The sequence below is a fragment of the Flavobacterium ardleyense genome (assembly GCF_033547075.1).
Lineage (GTDB): Bacteria > Bacteroidota > Bacteroidia > Flavobacteriales > Flavobacteriaceae > Flavobacterium > Flavobacterium ardleyense_A.
In genome coordinates this window covers 3031626-3054619 of sequence record NZ_CP137891.1, presented here as the reverse complement: position 1 = coordinate 3054619, position 22994 = coordinate 3031626, and the positions used below count along the sequence as shown (strand labels likewise).

21 protein-coding genes are annotated in these 22994 nt (G+C 36.4%); 14 read left to right on the top strand and 7 right to left on the bottom strand.

All coding sequences use genetic code 11. From position 1 onward, the window contains the following. The first annotated feature begins 38 nt into the window (after window positions 1-38). The 4 genes from SBO79_RS13305 to SBO79_RS13290 all read left to right on the top strand — a co-directional run bounded on the left by SBO79_RS13305 (window position 39) and on the right by SBO79_RS13290 (window position 4418). Window positions 39-1202: a sigma-54-dependent transcriptional regulator gene (locus SBO79_RS13305; protein WP_318640883.1), complete on the top strand. Its 1164-nt coding sequence runs from the start codon at window positions 39-41 to the stop codon at window positions 1200-1202. 12 nt (window positions 1203-1214) lie between these two features. Then, the gene (locus SBO79_RS13300; RefSeq protein WP_318640882.1) at window positions 1215-1832 is read left to right on the top strand and encodes a DEAD/DEAH box helicase; all 618 of its coding nucleotides are present in this window, start codon (window positions 1215-1217) and stop codon (window positions 1830-1832) included. A 57-nt stretch (window positions 1833-1889) separates the two neighbouring features. Then, the gene (locus SBO79_RS13295) at window positions 1890-2108 is read left to right on the top strand and encodes a putative signal transducing protein (protein ID WP_318640881.1); all 219 of its coding nucleotides are present in this window, start codon (window positions 1890-1892) and stop codon (window positions 2106-2108) included. A 675-nt stretch (window positions 2109-2783) separates the two neighbouring features. Next, a complete protein-coding gene (locus SBO79_RS13290) occupies window positions 2784-4418 on the top strand; it encodes an ABC-F family ATP-binding cassette domain-containing protein (RefSeq protein ID WP_318640880.1) in 1635 nt (544 codons plus the stop codon). A gap of 252 nt (window positions 4419-4670) precedes the next feature. On the opposite strand, the gene SBO79_RS13285 is transcribed toward SBO79_RS13290, so the two are convergent. Next, entirely contained in the window at window positions 4671-6530 is a 1860-nt protein-coding gene (locus SBO79_RS13285; RefSeq protein WP_318640879.1) for a hydrolase/aminopeptidase, read from the bottom strand. A 1236-nt stretch (window positions 6531-7766) separates the two neighbouring features. Here SBO79_RS13285 and tnpA point away from each other — a divergent pair. Continuing rightward, window positions 7767-8228, top strand: coding sequence for an IS200/IS605 family transposase (gene tnpA, locus SBO79_RS13280; protein WP_318640878.1), 462 nt, complete (start codon window positions 7767-7769; stop codon window positions 8226-8228). Between the two features lie 1170 nt (window positions 8229-9398). On the opposite strand, the gene SBO79_RS13275 is transcribed toward tnpA, so the two are convergent. After that, complete coding sequence (locus tag SBO79_RS13275) at window positions 9399-10235, bottom strand: DUF6929 family protein (RefSeq protein WP_318640877.1); 837 nt, start codon at window positions 10233-10235, stop codon at window positions 9399-9401. A gap of 227 nt (window positions 10236-10462) precedes the next feature. On the opposite strand from SBO79_RS13275, the gene SBO79_RS13270 reads away from it, so the two are divergent. Further along, window positions 10463-11344 carry a PPK2 family polyphosphate kinase gene (locus SBO79_RS13270; RefSeq protein WP_318640876.1) on the top strand — a complete coding sequence of 294 codons (882 nt, stop codon included), beginning with the start codon at window positions 10463-10465 and terminating at the stop codon, window positions 11342-11344. A gap of 113 nt (window positions 11345-11457) precedes the next feature. Here the strand turns inward: SBO79_RS13270 and SBO79_RS13265 are convergent, their stop codons facing one another. Further along, window positions 11458-12030: a hypothetical protein gene (locus SBO79_RS13265; protein ID WP_318640875.1), complete on the bottom strand. Its 573-nt coding sequence runs from the start codon at window positions 12028-12030 to the stop codon at window positions 11458-11460. Window positions 12031-12263: 233 nt separating this feature from the next. Here SBO79_RS13265 and SBO79_RS13260 point away from each other — a divergent pair, with 233 nt between their 5' ends. Next, a complete protein-coding gene (locus SBO79_RS13260; protein ID WP_318640874.1) occupies window positions 12264-13661 on the top strand; it encodes an MATE family efflux transporter in 1398 nt (465 codons plus the stop codon). 7 nt (window positions 13662-13668) lie between these two features. Beyond that, window positions 13669-13896 (top strand): DUF8828 family protein, encoded by a 228-nt coding sequence (locus tag SBO79_RS13255; protein WP_318640873.1) that lies wholly within the window; start codon window positions 13669-13671, stop codon window positions 13894-13896. A gap of 7 nt (window positions 13897-13903) precedes the next feature. Here the strand turns inward: SBO79_RS13255 and meaB are convergent, their stop codons facing one another. Then, window positions 13904-15016 carry a methylmalonyl Co-A mutase-associated GTPase MeaB gene (gene meaB / locus SBO79_RS13250; RefSeq protein ID WP_318640872.1) on the bottom strand — a complete coding sequence of 371 codons (1113 nt, stop codon included), beginning with the start codon at window positions 15014-15016 and terminating at the stop codon, window positions 13904-13906. Window positions 15017-15173: 157 nt separating this feature from the next. Between meaB and SBO79_RS13245 the strand changes: the two genes are divergently transcribed. From SBO79_RS13245 to SBO79_RS13235, 3 genes are all read left to right on the top strand, one after another. Then, on the top strand, window positions 15174-16391 hold the full coding sequence (locus tag SBO79_RS13245) for a multidrug effflux MFS transporter (protein WP_318640871.1): 1218 nt from the start codon (window positions 15174-15176) through the stop codon (window positions 16389-16391). A gap of 11 nt (window positions 16392-16402) precedes the next feature. Continuing rightward, window positions 16403-17644 (top strand): MFS transporter, encoded by a 1242-nt coding sequence (locus SBO79_RS13240; RefSeq protein ID WP_318640870.1) that lies wholly within the window; start codon window positions 16403-16405, stop codon window positions 17642-17644. Between the two features lie 782 nt (window positions 17645-18426). Then, a complete protein-coding gene (locus SBO79_RS13235; RefSeq protein WP_318640869.1) occupies window positions 18427-19086 on the top strand; it encodes a DUF937 domain-containing protein in 660 nt (219 codons plus the stop codon). A 77-nt stretch (window positions 19087-19163) separates the two neighbouring features. Here SBO79_RS13235 and SBO79_RS13230 read toward each other — a convergent pair whose 3' ends face one another. Next, window positions 19164-19562, bottom strand: a complete 399-nt coding sequence (locus SBO79_RS13230) for a type II toxin-antitoxin system VapC family toxin (protein ID WP_318640868.1) — start codon at window positions 19560-19562, stop codon at window positions 19164-19166. Next, a complete protein-coding gene (locus tag SBO79_RS13225) occupies window positions 19562-19804 on the bottom strand; it encodes a hypothetical protein (protein ID WP_318640867.1) in 243 nt (80 codons plus the stop codon). Before SBO79_RS13225 ends, SBO79_RS13230 begins: the two co-directional genes overlap by 1 nt. Before the next feature lie 437 nt (window positions 19805-20241). On the opposite strand from SBO79_RS13225, the gene SBO79_RS13220 reads away from it, so the two are divergent. The 3 genes from SBO79_RS13220 to SBO79_RS13210 all read left to right on the top strand — a co-directional run bounded on the left by SBO79_RS13220 (window position 20242) and on the right by SBO79_RS13210 (window position 22279). Then, window positions 20242-20484, top strand: coding sequence for a hypothetical protein (locus SBO79_RS13220; protein WP_318640866.1), 243 nt, complete (start codon window positions 20242-20244; stop codon window positions 20482-20484). After that, window positions 20466-20780: a type II toxin-antitoxin system RelE/ParE family toxin gene (locus SBO79_RS13215; RefSeq protein WP_318640865.1), complete on the top strand. Its 315-nt coding sequence runs from the start codon at window positions 20466-20468 to the stop codon at window positions 20778-20780. Before SBO79_RS13220 ends, SBO79_RS13215 begins: the two co-directional genes overlap by 19 nt. Window positions 20781-20866: 86 nt before the next feature. After that, on the top strand, window positions 20867-22279 hold the full coding sequence (locus SBO79_RS13210; protein WP_318640864.1) for an FAD-binding oxidoreductase: 1413 nt from the start codon (window positions 20867-20869) through the stop codon (window positions 22277-22279). Window positions 22280-22286: 7 nt separating this feature from the next. Here SBO79_RS13210 and SBO79_RS13205 read toward each other — a convergent pair whose 3' ends face one another. Beyond that, complete coding sequence (locus tag SBO79_RS13205; RefSeq protein WP_318640863.1) at window positions 22287-22745, bottom strand: hypothetical protein; 459 nt, start codon at window positions 22743-22745, stop codon at window positions 22287-22289. Window positions 22746-22994: the final 249 nt, after the last annotated feature.

Sequence of the window (22994 nt, the reverse complement as noted above, 5' to 3'; positions counted from 1 at the left end):
AATGGCCTAATTTTCAGTCTGATTTTTAAAAATTTATTATGAGCAGAATACTAATTATAGAAGACGAAGCGTCAATTCGTAGAGTCTTATCCAAGATAATTTCAGAAGAAAACGATCAATATATTGTTGAAGATGCCGAAGATGGTGTGGCAGGATTGGAAAAAATTAAAAACAATGAGTACGATCTTGTATTATGTGATATAAAAATGCCCAAAATGGATGGTGTTGAGGTTTTGGAAGCTGCAAGAGCTTTGAAGCCTGAAATTCCAATCGTAATGATTTCTGGTCACGGCGATATGGAAACAGCAATTCAGACCATGAGGATGGGCGCGTTTGATTATATTTCGAAACCGCCAGATCTTAATCGATTGCTGAATACCATTAGGCACGCATTGGATAGAAAACAACTTGCTACGGAAAATAGAATTTTAAAAAAGAAAGTTAGTAAAAATTACGAAATGATTGGTCAAAGTGATGCCATCAATCATATCAAGGAAATGATAGAAAAGGTCGCAATGACCGAAGCTAGAGTTTTAATTACAGGACCAAACGGAACCGGAAAAGAATTGGTAGCACATCAGCTTCACGAGAAAAGTGATAGGGCGGGTGCACCGATGATTGAAGTAAACTGTGCTGCGATACCTTCAGAATTAATAGAAAGCGAACTTTTTGGACACGTAAAAGGCGCCTTTACTTCGGCAGTAAAAGATCGAGCTGGTAAATTTGAAGCAGCTCATAAAGGCACAATTTTTTTGGATGAGATTGGTGATATGAGTCTTTCGGCGCAAGCCAAAGTTTTACGAGTATTACAAGAATCAGTAATTAGTAGAGTCGGAGCCGAAAAAGAAATCAAAGTAGATGTACGAGTTGTAGCAGCTACCAATAAAGATTTAACGGTGGAAATTGCAGAAGGACGCTTTCGCGAAGATTTGTACCACCGACTAGCAGTAATTTTGATAAAAGTACCGGCATTAAACGATCGTCGTGAGGATATTCCATTGTTAATATGCCATTTTGCCGAAAAAATTGCGGGCGAGCACGGATCTACGTGCAAAAAGTTCTCTGATGAGGCAATAGAATTATTAAAGCAGTACGATTGGACAGGAAATATTAGAGAATTGCGAAATGTTGTAGAGCGACTAATCATTCTAGGAGAGCCGCAGGTAACAGAAAATGACGTCAAACTATTTGCAAGCAAGTAAAGAAAATAAAAAATGAAATTAAAGAAAATAAATCCCAATTTGCAAAAAGGCCTTGTTGAATCAGGTTTGGACGAGGCGAACGAAATCCAAGAAGATACTTTTTCAATTATTAAGAGTGGTGCCGACTGTATGGTTATTTCGCCGCAAGGCACTGGAAAAACGTCAACAATTGTGATTAATGTTTTACAACAATTAGTTGCAGAAGGCGAAGAATCTCCCCGAGCATTAATTATTGTTGAAGACAAAGCCAAAGTGCTAGAAGTAGAAGCAATGTTTGACAAATTAGGTCAATACAATAAACTGCAGGTTTATGGAGTGCACGAAAAAGGAGATATGGAATATGATAAAAATTATATTTCAACCGGAATCGATGTACTTGTAGGAACGCCTGAAAAATTGGCAAATATGTTTAGTACTGCGGGCTTCAACGTAAACCGGCTTAAAATGTTTATTGTCGATGATGCAGATACCTTGTTAAAGCAGCGTCATGAAACCAAGATGATGCGGATTTCAAACAGTATTACAAAAACCCAACGTCTTGTATTTACTGACAAATATACAGAGCGCGTTGAGGTGTTTGCCGACAAATTACTTTTGGAGCCCGAAATTTTTGATTACACCGAGGAATAATTATTTGTACCTTTAAAAAATAAGCAAAGCTTTACTAAAAAATTAAAAAAATATACTATGGCATTAATGAAAATATTTTCGGGAAGCGAAATTTTAGCAACAGCACTTCAAACGAAATTGGAAGACGCTGGGATCGATACATTACTTAAAAATAATATTCAGTCAGGAAGACTTGCTGGTTTTGGGACATCTGGAATGGCAGTTGAACTCTTTATTGAGGAAGTGGACTTCGGAAAAGCTGATCCTATTGTTGAGGATTTTAGAATGAGTATTTAATTTAATTTAAGTTTACGGTTTACAGTTTACGGTTTACAGTTTGGACGTGAGTCTAAAATTGAAAATTGTATTTAGTAGCAGTTGTGACTTTTTGTTGCAGCTGCTTTTTTGTTAGTTAACGGTTTGCAGTTTACGGTTTACAGTTTGGGCGTGACTCTAATATTGAAAATTATATTTAGTAGCAGTTGTGACTTTTTGTTGCAGCTGCTTTTTTGTAAGTTAACGGTTTACAGTTAACGGTTTACAGTTTGGTCGTGAGTCTAAAATTGAAATTTAGATTTATTAGCAGTTGTGACTTTTTGTTGCGGCTGCTTTTTTCTTAGTTGACGGATTGCAGTTCACGGTTTACAGTTTGGACGTGGGACTAAAATTGAAAATTAAATCAAATAGCAGTTGTGAATTTTTATTGCGGCTGCTTTTTTGTTAGTTAACGGTTGACAGTTTACGGTTTGTGTTCTCATAGTTTTGGTTTACGTCAAGTTTCTTTTATAAACTTCTCTGTTATTTCCGAACTTATAGTATCAATCTCTTATTTAAAATAGAAAACTCATTTTATCGAATTTGAAACTATATCAACTTTCTTACTCACAAACTAAGCGCTGTTAACCGTCAACTGTTTACTGTAAACTTTTTTAAACTACCTTTGCAAATTCAAAAAAATAAGCATAAAACTATATGATAACAGTAAACGATATATCCGTTCAGTTTGGCGGAACTACCTTATTCTCTGATGTTTCATTTGCCATAAATGAAAATGACAAAATTGCCTTGATGGGTAAAAACGGTGCTGGAAAATCGACATTATTAAAGATAATTGCCGGTCAAAGCAAGCCGAGTACTGGTGGAATTTCGGCACCAAAAGATGCTGTTATCGCTTATCTTCCTCAGCATTTGTTGACTACGGATGATGCCACTGTTATGGAGGAAACTTCAAAAGCCTTTGGTGAAATCTTCGCTATGAAAGCTGAAATTGATCATTTAAACGAGCAACTGACAATACGCACCGATTACGAGTCGGATGCTTATATGAAATTAATTGAGCGTGTATCAGATCTAAGTGAGAAATTCTACGCAATCGAAGAAATAAACTACGAAGCGGAAGTCGAAAAAATTCTGATCGGACTTGGTTTTGAACGCACTGATTTCACAAGACCTACAAGTGAATTCTCTGGTGGATGGCGTATGCGAATCGAACTTGCAAAAATATTATTGCAGAAGCCCGATCTTATTCTACTGGATGAGCCAACGAATCACATGGATATCGAAAGTATTCAGTGGTTGGAAGATTTTCTAATAAATTCAGCAAAAGCGGTAGTGGTAATTTCGCACGATAGAGCATTTGTAGACAATATTACCAATAGAACAATTGAAGTTACAATGGGTCGTATTTACGATTATAAAGCTAAATATTCTCATTATTTAGAGCTTCGAAAAGATAGAAGAGTGCATCAGCAAAAAGCCTATGATGAGCAGCAAAAGATGATTGCCGAAAATATGGAATTCATCGAGCGCTTTAAAGGAACGTTTTCTAAAACATTATCGGTGCAATCTCGTGTAAAAATGCTGGAGAAAATTGTGCCTGTAGAAATTGACGAGATTGATAATTCAGCCCTTAAACTGAAGTTTCCAGCTTCGGTTCGTTCGGGACAATATCCTGTGGTGGTCAAAGATTTGACAAAATCCTACGGCGATCACTTGATTTTCAAGGATGCAAATTTGGTTATTGAGCGTGGCGATAAAGTTGCTTTTGTTGGTAAAAACGGACAGGGAAAATCAACTATGATTAAAGCGATTATGAAGCAAATCGAAATCAATAGTGGAAGTGTCGAAATAGGACACAACGCTCAGATTGGCTATTTCGCTCAGAATCAAGCAGCTTTATTGGACGAAAACGGAACGATATTTTCAACAATTGACGATATCGCAGTTGGTGATGTACGTACAAAAATTAAAGATATTTTAGGTGCATTTATGTTTCAAGGTGACGACATTACCAAGAAAGTAAAAGTGCTTTCTGGTGGTGAAAAGACCAGACTTGCCATGATCAAATTGTTGCTGGAACCAGTGAATTTACTGATTCTCGATGAGCCTTCAAACCATTTGGATATGAAAACCAAAGATATTATCAAGGACGCATTGCGCGATTTTGACGGTACATTAATCCTCGTTTCTCACGATAGAGATTTCCTTGACGGCTTGGCTACCAAGGTTTTCGAATTCGGAGATCACCGAGTAAAAGAGCATTTTGAAGATATCAAAGGCTTCTTGGCAATGAAGAAAATGGAGAGTCTTAGCGAAATAGAAAAGTAAAATTGTAAAACAGTATTCTGTAATATTTATATTATCAAAATCCCTTTACCGTCTTGGTAGAGGGATTTTTTTTGGTTGTAATTATGTTTTTTTGGGCGTGCCCTCCCCAAAGAAAAATTGTGCAAAAGTTGAAATGATATTTTTGGGGAGGTCGGGCTGTCTGTTCCCAATCTTTGTCGTAGCTTTTGCTTCGCAAAGCCACAACAAAGGATTTCCACGACCATCCCTCACGCGGGCTAACGTTTTCAATACTTATTTCGCTTTATAACCCAATAGATCATCAATCGTTTTTACAGTTACCGAATGATAATTAGGACGTGCTTTTTCGTAAACCTTTAGAGCATCATCCATTCTATTATTTCTTTTGAAAGCTTTAAAAAGTGTTTCCACATACCAACGACGACCAACCTGAGTTAGAAATTCTTCAATCTTTTTGTCAACATTATTTCCGTGGTAGTTTTGATTTAACGCCTGTTCATACCAAACCATCTGAATATAGGAATTTGTAGAATTTGTCAAATTTAACTCCTTATCCAAAACTAGCATTTGGTCAGCGGTCATAGTTTTTGGAAAATTCCGAACAAAATGTACCCATTCCTGTGGTGTCCAATCCTTAGTTACTTCTTTATCAAAATTGCCCGTGGAAATGAATTGCGCCAGTTTGCTTTCTACATTTTTAAATTTATCCGAAGTGATGATTGCCTGATTTGCGGGAATTCCAGATTTGTAAATCCATTCATCAGTATTGAACGTGATATTGTTTTTTTCTAAAAGGTTCTTATTTAAATAATCCACAAATTTCTCAGTTGTCATTGTCGAAAATTCGTGTACTTTAAAATATGTTTTGATAAAAGCATCAAACTTTTCTCGCCCTACTTTTTCTTCGAGAGTTCGTAAGAATAAATAACCTTTATCATAAGCGATGCTATTCATACTATCATCTGGATTATGTCCTTTTAAGTCTAGCTTAAGTTTCGTAGCATCTGGAGTGTCTTCTAAATTTTCTAATTCGTCATTTAGATCTTGTCTGCTAATTAACGCCAGCATATCTCCGCGCTCTTTTCCGTAAACAGCTTCCATAATTCGCATTTCAAAATAGACCGTAAAACCTTCGTTCAGCCAAAAGTCATTCCACGTGGCATTTGTCACTAGGTTTCCAGACCAAGAATGCGCTAGTTCGTGCGCAACTAATGAGGTTAAGCTTTTATCACCAGCAATTACGGTTGGAGTTGCAAATGTCAATCGTGGATTTTCCATTCCACCAAATGGGAAACTTGGAGGTAACACCAATACATCAAATTGTTCCCAGGCGTAAGGACCGTACAGCTTTTCGGCTGCCGAAACCATCTTCTCCATATCCGAAAACTCGTTGTGCACTTTGTCCAACATTGACTTCTCGGCATAAACTCCAGTTCGATTACTGATTGCTTTATATTCAATATCGCCAACTGCCAAAGCAATCAAGTAGGCAGGAATCGATTGTTTCATTGCAAAATGATACAATCCATCCGTAGTTTTCGTTTTAGGATTTTCGGCACTCATTACTGCCATCAAGTGTTTAGGAACTTGAACGTTGGCTTCATAAGTAATTTTAATTTGAGGACTATCCTGAATTGGAATCCACGATCTAGTCAAGATCGCTTGCCCTTGTGTAAAAAGAAACGGATATTTCTTATCGGCAGTTTGCTGTGGATTGAGCCATTGCACTGCCTCGGTGTCTTTGGTTGTATTATAGGTAACCGCAATTTGTTTTGTTCCTTTTTGAATTTTGATGTTTAGCGCTTGACCTAATTGCTGGTCAAACTTTCCTAATGAAAATTCAGTATCTTTTCCATCTGCCGTTACCGATACGATATCCAAGTATTTCGAATCTAAAATAATTTCGTCACTATCATTGTTCTCAATATCGTAGGTAGCGGTTCCGCTGATAATTTGCGTATCAAAATCTACTTTAATATCTAGTTTCAGATGTTTTATATAAGCCTTGTTTGGCTGTGCAAAAGAATGTGGTTCCTCTGCAAATTTGTCTTGAGAATTAGATTCTTTTTTATCTTGATTGCAGCTACTCATAATGAGTAAAGTTAAAATGAGAAGGATTTTTGAAATATTCATAATTGTAATAAAAATTAAGGCAACGAAGGTACGGTTTTAACGAGGAAAGATAAAATGTGAAGAAGTTAGTTATTGAATAGGATCTTAAAATTTGTTTCCAATTAGATTTTTTTCTAAATTATTATAAGCTTAAAAAAAAGTGGGGCGTCTCAATCCCGTAGGGATGGCTTTATTGTAGCAACGGATTTTAATCCGTCGTATATTGAGATAGTGTAGCTGATAAGTTCCATAGGAACGACTTTATAAATTTTCAATGTGCATGTTTGGCAACAATTGATTTTAAAAATAATATTTTATTGCTGCGATGAATTTACGCGTAAATCATAAAGCCGAGCCTACGGCTCTTTTCGTGCAATGCATCGTTCCTTTTACGCAGGATTAAAATCCTGCGCTACAATAAAGTCGAGCCTACGGCTCTGAATTATATTTTCTATTTCTGGGCGAATGTTGTCATGCACTATAAATAATCGTCGCATAAATTTTAATGATTTCTCTGAATTCCAGAATTGATTAGATGACTATTCCGATATGTATATATTTTATTAACGTTCCAATGCGTTTTAATCCCGTAGGGATGGCTTTATTGTAGCAACGGATTTCAATCCGTTTTACATTATTATGATGTAGTTGAAAAGTTCCAGAGGAACGATTTTATAAATTTTCAATGTACATGTTTGGCAGCAATTGATTTTAAAAATAATAGTTTGTTGCTGAGATGAATTTACGCGTAAATCATAAAGCCGAGTCTACGGCTCTTTTCGTGCAACGCATCGTTCCTTTTACGCAGGATTAAAATCCTGCGCTACAATAAAGCCGAGCCTACGGCTCTGAATTATATTTTCTCTCTCTGGTCGAACATTGTCATGCAATATAAATGTTCGTCGCTAAAGCTTTTAAGATTTCTCGAGATTTTAGAATTGATTAGTTGACTATTACGATATGTAAATAATTTTATTCACGTTCCAATGCGTTTTAAACCCGTAGGGATGGCTTTATTGTAGCAACGGTTTAATCCGTTGCAGATAGAAGTGCGTTGTCCGAAGTTCCGGAGGAACGATTTTATAAATTGCAGGTAGAGAATCTACACATATTTTACTCGTGATAATTTTAGAATAAATATTATACCGAAGAAACATAAAATACCTTATATTTATCTGTTAATTAGGTATTTATAATATTTTATGAATTTAATAAATTTATTTTCTTTCAGAGAAATTTCAAATCAAATAAATTATCATGGCAAATACATATCATAAAGTCTATGTACAAATTATTTTTGCTGTGAAATACCGGAAGGCAGTCTTGAACAAGGAATGGCGAAGCGAAGTATTTTCTGTTATTGCAAAATTTATTAACAATACGGGATGTCAGAGTCTTATTGTAAATGGTGTTGAAGATCACGTTCATTGCTTTCTTTCTTTAAAACCAACTGTCTCAATGTCTGAATTGATGAAAACGGTGAAAGCCAAATCCTCCAAATTCATAAATGATCAAAAAATTTTAGAGCATCGTTTTGAGTGGCAGGAAGGTTATGGTGCTTTTTCTTATAGTCAGTCGCAAATTCAAAATGTATATTCTTATATACAAAATCAAGAAAAACATCACGCGAAAAAAACTTTTAGAGAGGAATATTTAGAGCTTTTGGAAAAATTTGAGATTGAATTTGATGAACGTTATTTGTTTGATGATTTGATTTAGGATTGTAAATTGTGAGGGGAAAAATAACACGAGGATTTTATTTTTTCTTCGGCTATTAAGAAAAAAAGTTTTTAATCTTAGATTACTTGCTCATCATAAAGCCGAGCCTACGGCTCTTTTGTGCTAAACAATAACTCTATTACGCAGGATTGAAATCCTGCGCTACAATAAAGTCGAGCCTACGGCTCTGATATTTCACTTTAGTTTCTTTTATTGTGGTGTAGTAATTTGATAAAATACAATTGTCTTATTCGGATTTAAGATTATTAGAGAGATATTTATTCAACTACATTACAATTTTATCTCATTATTTTATTCGGTGCAAATAATCCCGTAGGGATGGCTTTATTGTAGCAACGGATTTCAATCCGTTGTCCATTATTATGATGAAGTTGAAAGTTCCAGAGGAACGACTTTATAAATTTTCAATGTGCCTGTTTGGCAACAATTGATTTTAAAAATAATATTTTATTGCTGCGATGAATTTATGCGTAAATCATAAAGCCGAGCCTACGGCTCTTTTTTGTGCTACGTTCCGTTCCTTTTACGCAGGATTAAAATCCTGCGCTACAATAAAGTCGAGCCTAAGGCTCTGAGATTATATTTTGCCTTATTGCGCGAATTATATGTTGCATTATAAGTTTTGCTGCGCTAAAGTTTTGATTAAGTGGTAGGATTTCAGAATTGATCCGACGGTTACTATTAACAAATTATATGATTTCGTTATAATGGCGCTGTTTCTCAATCCCGTAGGGATGGCCTTATTGTAGCAACGGATTTTAATCCGTTGTCCATTATTATGATGTAGTTGAAAAGTTCCAGAGGAACGATTTTATAAATTTTTAATGTGGATGTTTGGCAACAATTGATATTAAAAATAACAGTTTATTGCTGCGATGAATTTACGCGTAAATCATAAAGCCGAGCCTATGGCTCTTTTCGTGCAACGCATCGTTCCATTTACGCAGGATTAAAATCCTGCGCTACAATAAAGTCGAGCCTACGGCTCTGATGTATTATTATCGTCCTTTTAAATCGGCAATGAAATTCTGTATTATAATAAAGTCAAACCTGACGGAACAGTATTTTATTGCTGACTTTTCATTTAGACGAAATTAATTTTTAAAAATATAGTCCAGCCTAAATCTCTGAAAATATTTACATTATTTTCTATTTCCCCATCCTCAACGTATAAATCCCGCTTTTCAAATTGTCATTATCATTGTCCTCGCACAATAAAAACTCAATCTCTTTGCCGTCGTTTTTAAAAACGGTCAATCCTTCAAACTTTTGGGTGTCGCTGATTTTTTTGGTTTTTTTGACTTTCATTTTGGCAAGATCGAATGTGCCAATGAGGCTGCCTTTGACTTCACCGTCGTGGTAAACGGATTTTGAATCTTCGGCGGTGGCGAGGAAGTAGAGCGTGTTGTTGGTAAAAACTGCATCGGTGAAAGTGCTTCGGACACCATTGATTTTTGGAAGTTTTACTTCGTTGTATAAAATGGAGAAATCATCGGTGAAATTATTGCCGTTGACGGTGAAGATTCCGTTGCGCGACGATGGACCATTGCCGCGTTGAAAGAAATACCAAGATTCGCCGTCGTGGACAACACCTTCGATATTGAATTCGGCAGCATCTATTTGGGAGAAACTCTGCATTACAGAATAGAGATCTGAAAGATCAATTTCTTTCAAATTACTTTTGTCTTTTTCTGGAACGGTAACTAACTTATTTCTGTTGGGTGTCGATCCGGAGCCGAAAACGTATAGTGTGTCGTTGTGCAATGTGATGGCTTCGAAATCTGGTTTTTGTGGTTTTGGCATATTCTGCTGTGGTGGATTTGTGGTCAGCGGAATTTGGGTGAGACTGATGTTCTTGATGGAATATTCGAAAAGTACATTAGAATTATCGGAGATGATGTAAAGTGTGTCATTCTTGAAAATCAGTCCTGATGCGGAGCCGATGCCGATGATGTGGAGTAGAAGCTCGATGGTGAATTTTGACATATTGGTGGATTTAGGGAATTTTTAGCCCAGATTGCAACGGAAAGCCCGGAGCTAAAAAAGCATTTTGTAGTTGCTGACGCAATAAAGCGACCAACGGAAGCTCTTATTGCGGCTTTGCAACTACTGCTTTTTTTGCGAGGACTTGAAGAGCAAAGCTGGAAATAGCTCCTGAAAATAATTATTGTTATTGAACAGATAAATATATACATTTATTAAAAAACAACTCTATGGAAGATGTGAATATTGAAAATTTTAAGGTAAAATTACCTTTTAGACTTGTCGATTATCCGACTTTAATTGAATCGGAAAAAAATACGGACGACAAGGAAAAAGCACTCAATAAGGTGCGAAATAAGCTTAAAAAGCTGCAGGAGCAAATGTATGCGCACAACAAATATTCGGTATTAATTGTGCTGCAGGGAATGGACACTTCGGGCAAAGATAGCTTGATACGAGAGGTTTTTAAGGAAACAAATCCGCGTGGAGTTATCGTAGAAAGCTTTAAAACGCCCACTAGTACTGAGCTGGAGCACGACTATTTGTGGCGTCATTATATCGCACTTCCTGAAAAGGGAAAAATTGCGGTTTTTAATAGGTCGCACTATGAAAATGTATTGGTAACGCGCGTGCATCCGGAGTATTTGCTCAATGAAAATTTGCCAACTATTTTGTCGGTGGATGATGTGGATGCCAATTTTTGGGAAAGGCGGATGGCAGATATTAATAGTTTTGAAAATCATCTGAAAAATAGCGGGATGATTATTCTTAAGTTTTATATGAATTTGAGCAAGGAGGAGCAGCGACAAAGGCTTTTGCGTAGGCTTGAGAAACAGAAACACAATTGGAAATTCTCTACTGGCGATCTTAAAGAACGCAAATTATGGGATGAATATATGCACTGCTATGAAGATGCAATTAACAAAACCACCACTGAATCTGCGCCATGGTATGCCATTCCGGCAGACGATAAGGAAATGAGCAGGTATATTGTAGGGAAGGTGATTTTGGAGGAATTGAAGAAATATAAGGATATGGAATATCCGGAGTTGGACGAGAAAGTTCAGGATAATATCGCTATGTACAGAAGGCAACTGGAAAGTGAGGAATAATAAAAAACGCCACTTAGCAAAAAGTTAAGTGGCGTTTTGGGTTTTAGATTATTTGGTTAGAGTAATCTATTTGGTTTTGGTTGTAATCGGTTGGTTATTTGGTTTTATTGTGCTTATAGTTTGAAACCGTAAGCTAATCTTAGTGCTACTTGTCCTACACCATTTCCACCATCTCTAGTTGGGAAATCTGTGTAGTGCTCATATCTTAATGATAAATCTACATATTTTGTTGCGTGTCCAATAGATGGAGAAAGGATCAAACTATTTCCTACTCTATCACTGTAATCATTTGTTACAGGAATTGCGATTCCAGCTTCGGCCATTGCGTACCACTGATCTTCCCACCAGAAAATTTTGAATCCACCTTTTACTGGGATGAAGCCAAGGTCTTTAAATTCGGCATTTGCAGGTAAATTTTGGTTATCAAAACGCTCAAATTTGTCTACAAATAGATTTGTAAAACCAGTTGTAAGTGTAAGTGATGTTCTTCTAGAAAAATTGTACTGCAAACGAACATCTGCTCCAAGAGCGAAATCGTAAGCGTCATCTGTCATTATTCCAGCGTTAACACCAACTCCAAGTTTGAAGTTTTGATTATAAGTTGATTCTTGAGCTTGTGCAGTTCCGCCAATTGCAACTGCTGCTATTGCTAATAAAGCACCTTTTAATTTTGCTGTAAATTTCATAGGGAATGAATGTTTGTTATTTGTTCGTTTAATTTGATGCAAATATATACAACCAATACATTCATTTTTTTACGTTATTCGTCGATTCGTTTACATTTAAATACTATTTTTTTCAGTAAATACGGGGGCTGAACGGCCAAGAGCTTGAATATCAAATATATCTGAATATTTGTGATTTTAGCGTAAAATTTTTCTCGCGGCTTCTGTACCTTTGCACGCTAAAAATTTGGACTTTGAATTTTAAAACATACACAAAAGAGTTCTCCTATAATCTTAAACTTGCGTATCCTATAATATTAGGAATGCTTGGGCATACACTTATTGGGATAGTGGATAATATAATGGTGGGAAGCCTAGGAAGTAATGAACTTGCCGCGGTCTCGCTCGGAAATAGTATGGTATTTATAGCGATGTCTGTAGGGATTGGTTTTTCCACTGCGATTACTCCGATAATTGCCGAAGCGGATGCTGCCAAAAACACCAGTAAAGTAAGAGCTGCTTTCCACCACGGAATGATGCTTTGTATCGCGCTAGGTTTTGGACTTTTTGCAATTATGCTTCTTGCAAAACCTCTGATGGGATTACTAAATCAGCCCGAAGAAGTGACTGCTATGGCGATGCCATATCTAGATTTGGTAGGATTTTCGTTGATTCCTCTTGTGATTTATCAAGGATATAAACAATTTGCCGATGGATTATCGCTAACAAAATATTCGATGTATGCGATGATTATGGCGAATGTGATTCACGTAATCTTGAACTACTTATTAATTTATGGAATTTGGATTTTTCCAAAAATGGGAATTCTCGGTGCCGCGGTTGGTACGGTAATCTCGCGAATCTTAATGGTAATTTTTATGCACGTGATTCTTTCCAAAAATCCAAAACTCAAAGAATATTTTACTGGCTTCAAAATATCAACTATTAGTAAGGAACTTTTCAGAAAAATCGCCAGTATTGGAGCGCCTTCGGCAATGCAAATGCTATTTGAAGTGGCATTGTTTACTGCATCGGTTTGGCTCTGTGGAACAATTGGCGCAAGTAGTCAGGCGGCAAATCAGGTGGCTTTAAGCTTGGCATCATTGACATTTATGTTTGCGATGGGATTGAGTGTAACCGCGATGATTCGCGTGAGCAATCAGAAGGGACTTGGTGATTATAAAAAACTGCTAATTGTTTCTCGATCAATATTTTTACTCGCAATAATGATTGAATTTCTGTTCGCGGGACTTTTTATCGCATTCCACAAAGTATTACCAATTTTATTCCTAAATCCAAACGACTTACAGGAAGGACTGACCAACGCCGAAGTGGTGGGAATTGCTTCCAAATTATTGATCATTGCGGCGATTTTCCAAATCTCGGACGGAATTCAAGTGGTAGTTTTGGGTGCTTTGCGCGGATTGCAAGACGTGAAAGTTCCGATGTATATGACCTTTGTTGCTTACTGGGTTTTAGGATTTCCGATTTCGTTTTACTTGGGAATTTATACAGATTTGGGAGCCGTAGGAGTTTGGATAGGACTTCTAGTTGGACTAACAGCGGCGGCAATATTTTTGTATATTCGCTTTACAAAACTGACCAAAAAATTGATCTTAAGAAACACAATTCAACCTATACTTAATTCTTAATAATACTATGGATTTACCTAAATTTTTACTTGCAGACAATACAGATTTTCCAGATGATATTTTTGTTATTCACCTTGATTATCCACGATTTATCATCAATCTAAAAGATGACGAAGTGGAATTTCTTGAAGAAGCAGAAGATCTTGACGAAGGAGAATTAAATGAAGAAATGGAAATGCTAATTTCACTTGCAAATGATTTTTACGATCGTGAAGTGAAGTTATACGAAGAATAATCCAAGACTAATTGGGAGTTTGACTTTCGCCGAAATATTTTTCCAAAATTAATTGAGCGGCTGCAAATGGTGATATTTCATTGTTTAGCACCGCTTTTTTATTCTCCTCTAACAATGATTTGATTACTGAATTTTGATAAAATCGAGATTTTAACTGCTCCTCAATTGTTTCGATCATCCAATATTGATTTTGCTCTTTTCGCCTCTGCTCAAAAGATGAATTCTCTTTGGTGAGGGTCATAAAATTCGAAATTATCTCCCAAACACTATCAATTCCTTCCTTCGTAATGGCGCTACAAGTGGTCACTTTTGGCATCCACCCCGAAGCTTTGGCTGGAAATAAATGCAAAGCTCGATTGAATTCAACTTTGGCAGATTTTGCTTTCTGCAAATTTTCTCCGTCGGCTTTATTGATCGCAATTGCATCTGCCATTTCCATAATGCCCCGTTTGATACCTTGCAGTTCATCGCCCGCTCCAGTAATCTTTAGCAGCAAAAAGAAATCGACCATACTGTGTACGGCAGTTTCACTTTGACCAACACCGACGGTTTCGATAATTATAATATCAAAACCAAAAGCTTCGCATAGCGTAATACTTTCACGAGTTTTTCGAGCAACTCCACCAAGCGCACTTCCCGATGCCGAAGGTCTGATATAGGCATTTTTATCTTTTACCAATTCTTCCATTCGTGTTTTATCGCCTAGAATACTTCCGTGCGAAATTGTACTACTCGGATCTACTGCCAAAACAGCGACTTTATGACCTAATGCAGTTAAAAAAGTTCCGAAAGATTCGATAAAACTACTTTTCCCAACTCCTGGAACTCCCGTAATTCCTATCCGAATTGATTTGCCCGAATGTGGTAGGCAAGTCGAAATTATTGCAGCGGCCTTTTCCAAATGCTTGGGATTCGAACTTTCAATCATTGTAATTCCCCGACTTAGTAATGATATATCGCCCTGCAAAATTCCATTTGTAATCTGTTCCGACGAAATGTCTTTGCTTCGGCTCTTGATAATCTGCTGAGCAACAGCTAGACTACTGATTTCTGGTCGTGTGATACCCGCCTTTTCAGTTAATGCAGATTGAGAAGTATTTTTATTTGAATCAGTTGCCACTTTGTGTTTGTTTGATTTAGTAAAAGTAAGGAAACAATTTCAGCAGAAAAAACCTATAGATCTCTCTTTTTTGGCTTTACTTTAAGATTGCATCTGATTAGAAGTCTAAACCTGAGGCGTAAATTTGCCAATCTTTATTATTGAGCACGCAATATTTATGACTAATAAACAAAAATACTCCTTATTATTTATCTTAGGTGGACTTTCAGCCCTTGCACCTTTTAGCATCGATATGTATTTGCCCGCATTTCCGGCAATTGCTACGGGCTTGGGAACCAATATTTCGCAAGTTGCTTTTTCGCTCACAAGTTATTTTATAGGAATCAGCGTTGGACAACTTTTTTATGGTCCAATTACCGATAAGTATGGACGTAGAAAACCTTTGTTATTTGGACTTGGAGTGTTTTTCCTAGCATCTATCGCTTGTGCTTTGTCACCGACTATAGATTGGTTAATTTATATGCGGGTGATTATGGCGCTCGGAGGTTGCGTCGGCATGGTGGTGAGTAGGGCAGTGGTGAGAGACGTCTTTCCAGTTAGCGAAACAGCAAAAATATTTTCGACATTGATGCTTATTGTGGGAGTGGCGCCCATAATTGCGCCATCTGTTGGAAGTTATATCTTAACCGTTTCTACTTGGAGAACTATTTTTTATGTGCTCTCAGGATTTAGTTTAATCCTTATTTTGTCAGTTTATTTCTTTTTGCCAGAAAGTGGAAGTATTAATAATAAGCTTCCGCTAAAATTAAAAACAATTGTCAGGGATTACAAAACAGTATTTTCAGAAAAAAGTTTTATGTATTTTGCATTAGCTTCAAGCATCGGAATGGGCGGAATGTTTGCCTATATTAGCGGATCCTCTTTTGTATTTATGTCCTATTTTGGATTAAGTGAATCTACTTTTGGCTACGTTTTTAGCGCCAATGCTGCGGGATTTATTGCCGGAAGCCAACTTAATAGATTATTACTTAATAAATATTCATCGCTGCAAATTATTACTTTTGCTTCCATCATTTTAGTCAGCGTTTCTGGCTTAATGTTATTAACGTATTCTTTGTCAATTATTACTTTGCCAATTTTAGTAGGACTGTTAATAACATTCTTATTCTCGTTAGGATTGTTAGTTCCCAATACAACCGCAATGGCTCTTGCACCTTTTAAAGCAACCGCAGGTAGTGCATCTGCTTTAATTGGTTTTATCCAAATGGTGTTTGGCGCTTCTCTTTCGGGAATAGTAAGTTTTATGCACAACGAAACAATTTTGCCAATGATTTTAGGAATGGCATTCTCTGGTTGCGGCGCATTTATCGTAATTTTGATGCTCAATTCAAAAGTGAAAAGTGGAATCGTTCAACACGCCTATCTAAAAAAATAAAATAATTTCAAGTGATAAAATCAGGTTTTTCCGCATCTGAAAAAGTAGCAGACACCACCGATATTCAGAAAACTGCTTATCCCATTCTTTTCGCTATTGCTTTTGCCCATTTACTCAACGACTTAATTCAGGCAGTAATTCCAGCTGTTTATCCAATTTTAAAAGAAAATTTAGACCTTTCTTTTACCCAAATTGGACTGATAACACTGTCATATCAATTAGCAGCATCGATTTTACAGCCTTTAATTGGTCTTTATACCGACAAACATCCAAAGCCGTTTTCGCAGATTTTTGGAATGATCTCGTCAATCGCTGGAATTGTCACACTTTCTTATGCGGACAGTTTTCAGTTAATTCTATTGTCTGTAGTTTTTGTGGGAATTGGTTCCTCAATTTTCCATCCCGAATCATCTCGCATATCCTTTCTTGCCTCTGGCGGAAAGCGCGGTTTGGCACAGTCAATCTTTCAATTAGGTGGAAACGCGGGTACTGCCTTAGGACCATTATTAGTGGCATTAATTGTAGTTCCAAATTCTCAACGATACATCGTGTGGTTTGTCGCAGCAGGAGTTATTGGAATTGCGGTGTTGACAAAAATTGCTTTTTGGTATAAAAATCATTTGCTGTCTGTTGCCAAAAAAAAGCCGGTAATTGTTATGCCCGATTTGACCCAAAAACAAGTTTTTATGTCGGTTGTGATCTTGATGGTATTAATATTTTCAAAGTTCTTCTACACTGCAAGTATGAGTAGCTATTTTACTTTTTACCTCATCGAAAAGTTTAACGTCTCCATTCAAGATTCTCAATTTTATCTCGTTTTATTCCTCGCAGCGGGTGCAATCGGTACTTTAATCGGTGGTCCACTTGGTGATAAATTTGGTCGAAAATACGTTATTTGGTTCTCCGTTTTAGGTGTGGCGCCATTTACTTTGATGCTTCCTTACGCCGATTTATTTTGGACTAGTATTTTGTCCGTGATTATTGGAGTGATAATTTCTTCAGCTTTTCCGGCAATTTTGGTCTATGCTCAGGAATTATTACCTAAAAAACTCGGAATGGTTTCTGGTCTTTTCTACGGTTTTGCCTTTGGTATGGGCGGTTTGGGCTCGGCGTTATTGGGAAATCTAGCAGATCACACTAGCATCGAGTATGTGTATCAACTTTGCGCTTTTCTGCCTTTGATAGGAATGGTAGCGATTTTTCTTCCTAATCTTAAAAAGAAAAAGGAGAAGGCTTCCGCCGAAAGAACCTAAGTTGATATTTGGATTTTCAATTTAGAGGTCTTCGATTTTAAGGTATCTAGTATTGACGTGCAAGAATTCGGCTGAATTTCTTACTACAAGTTTATATTTTCATGAGCATGGATGTCGCATTTACGATATTTGATTTAGGCTTTCCGAAGTCCAGTCAAATCAAGTTTACAATAAAAAAATATCTGATCAATGCACTTCCTCGGTGGCTGAGCTTGTCGCGGTGGCTGAGCTTGTCGAAGCCACATTTTCTTAGATTTACGATATCTGATTTGTGATTTACGAAGTCCAGTGGAATCAAGTTTATAATAGAAAATATCTGATCAATGCACTTCCTCGGTGGCTGAGCTTGTCGCTGTGGCTGAGCCTATCGAAGCCACACTTGATTTACGATATTTAATTTAGGATTTACGAAGTCCAGTCAAATCAAGTTTATAATAAAAAATATCTGACTAGTGCACTTTCTCGGTGGCTGAGCCTGTTGCTGGGGTTAAACCTGTGACGGTGGCTGAGCCTGCCGAAGCTTCGATATTAGATTATGAATTCTCAATTGAGGAGAGCGGTACTGGACACTACAACGATTGTATTACAATGTATTTTTATAAATGCTACGCGAACTCTGAATGTCAAGTAGTATAACCACTGAATTTTATATATAATCTCTATTGAATCAAATCTTTACGAATCGAGTCTTTGAATTTTAGAACTAAAAAAGGAAAAGTAGTAATTTATTGTATAGCAATAAATTGGTATCTTTAGGAAAGAAATTTTAAAAAAATATAAAGATGAGTTTAATAGATTTAATTACCGGAAGCACTGGAAACCAAGTTGCTCAAGAAGCTGAAAATAAGTTTGGAATTAGTAAAGGTCAGATGATTGGCTTGGCGGCCGTCGCTGTCCCACTTATTGTCATGTATTTAAAAAATAAATCAGAAGATGCAGACGAAGCTGAATCTCTAAATAAGGCATTGGATAAGGATCATAATGGTAGCATCTTAAGCAATCCCTCACAGGCATTAGAAAAACAATCGGAAGGAAATTCAATTCTAGACCATATTTTTGGCTCAGAGAAAAGTGCCGTCGAAAGTTCACTTGCAAGTAAAACAGGAATTTCTATGAGTACAATCGGACCATTATTAGCCACCCTAGCTCCAATCGTAATGGGTTATATTGGCAAACAAAAACAAGAATCAGGAGTATCAAGCGGCGGAGGCTTGTCAGATTTACTTGGTGGGATTTTAGGTAAAGCCTCTAGTGATGCACAAGCCGAACCTGGTAATCCTTTGAATGATATTTTAGGTGGATTACTTGGCGGCGGCGGTACTAGTCAATCAGGCGGAAATCCTCTAAACGACATACTTGGCGGTTTGATGGGTGGCGGTTCTGCTAAAAAATCTGAAGAAGGTGGCTTAGGTGGGCTTTTAGGAGGATTATTCGGGAAGTAAAAATTTTATTTTAAGTATATAAACCGTTTCAGATTGAAGCGGTTTTTTTTTATTCATTTTAGTATTTAGAAATGCGATTACCGGTGTACCCAATTTTCAATTTCTATGTTAGAAATACGTTCAAATTCTTTAATGTTTTCAGTAACCATTATAAGCTTATTTTCAACAGGGGTTGTTCCTATAAAAAGGTCAAAATCACTAATCATAATTCCCTTTTTTCTCAATCGGCATTTTTCTTTTGCATAAATAGGAATAGCATTAAAAATAGGTAGAATTTTAATTTGCTCTAAAAAAGCGTCGATAATCTTTTGGTTTTTTTCGGGATTCGGACTATTTTCAGCACCAAAAATGAGTTCAGCCAAAGTTATTTCTGAAATCGCACAATCCTGTAAATCTATCTGTTTAAATTTATCAAGCAGATTGAACTGACCTCGAAATAGATGAATACATATATTTGTATCTAGTAAATACTTCATTATAAAGCAGCGCTATTCTTCTTCTCAACTCTAGAAGATTTAATCTCACTAATAATCTCGTCTGATGTTCGATTGTCTTCCCACGCTCCAAATATTGATTCTATATCGAATTTTTTATCGGATTTAACTTCTATTGATTCTGTGAGTTTAATTATGAGTTTCTTTTTGGCACTGCTATCCAAGTGCCGCAAATAATCGAAATACATTTCCACCATTTTATTTGATATTGATAAACTTGCCATCTTTTTAATTTTAATTAAAGATAATTAATATATGTGAAATCTAGGTATTGGTTTTAACAAGCTTTTTTGAAAATGATAAGAACGGTTTTGAATCTCTCTATTCAGCCGCAAACAGAAATACCGATAATTCTTTGTTAGGTGTATCTGAAGTAAAAGAAAATGTTAGAAATGAGCAAACAAAATATAAGATTAGGAAGACTTATCTCTCAATGAGGCATGGATAAAAGGAATTTGAATTGGTTAGACACAATGTAGTTGAGCGCACCTTTCCTTTACTAAATTTAATCTTCGTACTGCCTCGGAACTGAGCTTGTCGAAGCCACTCGAATTAGAAACATTGCTGAAGAAAAAAATACGTTATAATATACTTTTCCTTAATAAAATCAGTTTTGATAAGTTGAAGAAATTTACGATATTTAAGGTCTAAATAAAAAGAAATGGCAACGGTAGAGAATTTAAGAAATGGATTAATAGACAAAATTCTTTCTATTAAAAATCGAGATATTTTAGAAGCTCTTGATAAATTAATTTCTGTTAGCTCACTTGAATCTGATATTGTAGTGTTGACAGAGGAACAGAAAATATTATTAGAAATGAGCGAAAAAGATATTGAAGCAGGAGATCTGATTTCTCAGGAAGCGATGGATAAAAGAAATCTTGAATGGCTCGATACGATGTAATTTGGACAAAAACAGCTGATTTTCAATTTGCTGGAATACTAGAATATTGGGTAAATCGGAATAAATCAAAGGTCTATTCAAAGAAACTTATTAAGTTAGTTTCTGAGAGAACAGACCAGATTGCTCGTACACCTTTTATTTTTAAATCAACTGATTTCAAAGACATAAGAGTAGCTTCACTAGGAAATTTTAGTATATACTACAAAATTTCAGATCACAAGATAATAATCACTGCATTTTGGGACAATAGACAAGACAAGAAAAAACTTGCGCATTTGTTACAAAACATTAAATAATCACACAGAACTAGCAATTTGATCCATATAAGTTTTTGTCAAAGTATATCTAAATTTCTTAATCCCCAATCCCCAATCCTTAAAATATGCGCATTTCAATTCACTACGCCATCGTCGAACAATTTGAAGAATTACTAGGCAGAGAATATGTCTCCAATGATTTTGATACTTGTCAAGAATATGGTCACGATGAAACAGAGAATTTAAGTTTTCCGCCATCTTTACTTTTGAAACCACGAACTTCAGAAGAAATTGCGGAGATTCTAAAAATTGCAAATGAACACCGAATTCCAGTCACTGCCATTGGTGGTCAGACTGGATTGAGTGGCGGCGCGCTTTGCGTTCGTCAAGGAATCGGACTTTCGATGGAGCGTTTTAATCAAATTATCGAAATTGATCAGAACAATCTTCAAGTGACAGTTGAGCCTGGGGTAATCACTCAAGTTCTACGCGATGCGGTGTCTCAAGTTGGATTGTTTTATCCACCCGACCCAAGTAGTCAAGGAAGTTGTTTCATCGGTGGAAACATCGCCGAAAACGCTGGCGGTGCGAGAGCTTTGAAGTATGGCGTGACTAGAGATTATGTTCTAAATCTTGAAGTGGTTTTGCCAAATGGCGAAATTATGTGGACTGGTGCAAATACCTTGAAAAATTCAACCGGATATAACCTGACTCATTTGATGGTTGGGAGCGAAGGTACTTTGGGAATCGTTACCAAAATAGTTCTAAAACTGCTTCCGCAAAATAAACACAACATCCTTATTCTCGTTCCATTTTTTGACGCTACCGAAGCTTGTCAGGCGGTTGCCAAAATTTTTCAGGCTGGAATTGTTCCTAGTGCATTGGAATTTATGGAAAGAGAAGCCATCGACTGGACGTTGAAATACGTGGATGGAATTAGTATCGAAATCAAAGATGAAGTTCAAGCGCATCTTCTAATTGAAGTGGACGGAAATTATCCTGATATGCTATTTTCTGAAATCGAGAAAATCGCTGCAGTTGTCGAGCAATTTTCTATTGACGAAATTCTTTTTGCCGATACCGAAGATCAGAAAAATGCACTTTGGAAACTACGCCGTGCGGTCAATGAAGCTGTAAAAGCAAATTCAACCTATAAGGAAGAAGATACAGTCGTGCCTCGTTACGAACTTCCGAAATTACTGTCGGGAATAAAAACAATCGGAGAGAGGTATAATTTTAAAACGGTTTGCTATGGTCACGCGGGCGACGGAAATCTTCACATTAATATCATCAAAGGTGAATTAAGCGAGCACGAGTGGAAATACGAAATTCCAAAAGCAATTCGGGAAATATTTGAACTGACGGTTTCTCTAAAAGGAACTTTGTCTGGCGAACACGGAATTGGTTACGTTCAGAAAAGTTATATGGATATCGCTTTTAGTCGAAATCATCTTTTACTGATGAAGTCTATCAAAAATGTTTTTGATCCAAACGGAATTCTAAATCCAGGTAAGATTTTTCCAGACGGATTGAAGTAATAGTATTTTACTTCGCTTGAAAATCAGCCAAAGTAGTATCAGGATTTTTGAAAGTTGGTTCTTTCTCAGTGATCGAAGCGAGTCTTTTCTTGTTTAGCTTCATCGTAACATCTGCTTTGGTGGTAAACAGCAAAATCCACATAAAAGGATTGTTGATGTAAGGAGAGAGGAATTCTTGAGCATCTTTTAGTTCAATCACTTCTTCGGTTTCAATCAGCTCATCGTCATAAACTTTAAAAGTTACTCCGAGTTTCAATTCAGAATCTACAATTTTAACTCTCACATATATATTCTGCAAAGCAGGTTTTCCGATGGTTTTTGTCAAAGTAAGTTTGGCAAAAGTTCCGTTGCTGATGCTGTTTTGAAATTTAGTAAAAAGCTCTGTAATGACTGCTGTATTGGGCATTTGTAAGTTTTGATGCAAATATACACCTTTTGATATTTGTGTAAATAAAAATTGCGCCATTTAAGGCGCAATTCTTTAATCTCTTTTTGGATTATTTTTCTTATCTCTCTTTTCCTCTTTTTTCTCCTTAGCGGTTTTTAGAGGTTCTTTTTTTTCTGTCTTCTTTGCGTCTTGACTCTTTGCCATGATAGTTAGTTTTTTTTGAATTAGTTTTTCAAACTAAGGTAAATGTAAAAATTATAATTGTTATTTCAAACTGCCTTTGTCAATTTCCCAATACTATCAAAAAACATCGCTAACTTTTCGATT

Coding starts and splice junctions, on each gene's coding strand:
- SBO79_RS13305 (WP_318640883.1), top strand. CDS start 39: ATGAGCAGAATACTAATTATAGAAGACGAAGCGTCAATTCGTAGAGTC.
- SBO79_RS13300 (WP_318640882.1), top strand. CDS start 1,215: ATGAAATTAAAGAAAATAAATCCCAATTTGCAAAAAGGCCTTGTTGAA.
- SBO79_RS13295 (WP_318640881.1), top strand. CDS start 1,890: ATGGCATTAATGAAAATATTTTCGGGAAGCGAAATTTTAGCAACAGCA.
- SBO79_RS13290 (WP_318640880.1), top strand. CDS start 2,784: ATGATAACAGTAAACGATATATCCGTTCAGTTTGGCGGAACTACCTTA.
- SBO79_RS13285 (WP_318640879.1), bottom strand. CDS start 6,530: ATGAATATTTCAAAAATCCTTCTCATTTTAACTTTACTCATTATGAGT.
- tnpA (WP_318640878.1), top strand. CDS start 7,767: ATGGCAAATACATATCATAAAGTCTATGTACAAATTATTTTTGCTGTG.
- SBO79_RS13275 (WP_318640877.1), bottom strand. CDS start 10,235: ATGTCAAAATTCACCATCGAGCTTCTACTCCACATCATCGGCATCGGC.
- SBO79_RS13270 (WP_318640876.1), top strand. CDS start 10,463: ATGGAAGATGTGAATATTGAAAATTTTAAGGTAAAATTACCTTTTAGA.
- SBO79_RS13265 (WP_318640875.1), bottom strand. CDS start 12,030: ATGAAATTTACAGCAAAATTAAAAGGTGCTTTATTAGCAATAGCAGCA.
- SBO79_RS13255 (WP_318640873.1), top strand. CDS start 13,669: ATGGATTTACCTAAATTTTTACTTGCAGACAATACAGATTTTCCAGAT.
- SBO79_RS13245 (WP_318640871.1), top strand. CDS start 15,174: ATGACTAATAAACAAAAATACTCCTTATTATTTATCTTAGGTGGACTT.
- SBO79_RS13235 (WP_318640869.1), top strand. CDS start 18,427: ATGAGTTTAATAGATTTAATTACCGGAAGCACTGGAAACCAAGTTGCT.
- SBO79_RS13230 (WP_318640868.1), bottom strand. CDS start 19,562: ATGAAGTATTTACTAGATACAAATATATGTATTCATCTATTTCGAGGT.
- SBO79_RS13225 (WP_318640867.1), bottom strand. CDS start 19,804: ATGGCAAGTTTATCAATATCAAATAAAATGGTGGAAATGTATTTCGAT.
- SBO79_RS13220 (WP_318640866.1), top strand. CDS start 20,242: ATGGCAACGGTAGAGAATTTAAGAAATGGATTAATAGACAAAATTCTT.
- SBO79_RS13215 (WP_318640865.1), top strand. CDS start 20,466: ATGGCTCGATACGATGTAATTTGGACAAAAACAGCTGATTTTCAATTT.
- SBO79_RS13210 (WP_318640864.1), top strand. CDS start 20,867: ATGCGCATTTCAATTCACTACGCCATCGTCGAACAATTTGAAGAATTA.
- SBO79_RS13205 (WP_318640863.1), bottom strand. CDS start 22,745: ATGGCGCAATTTTTATTTACACAAATATCAAAAGGTGTATATTTGCAT.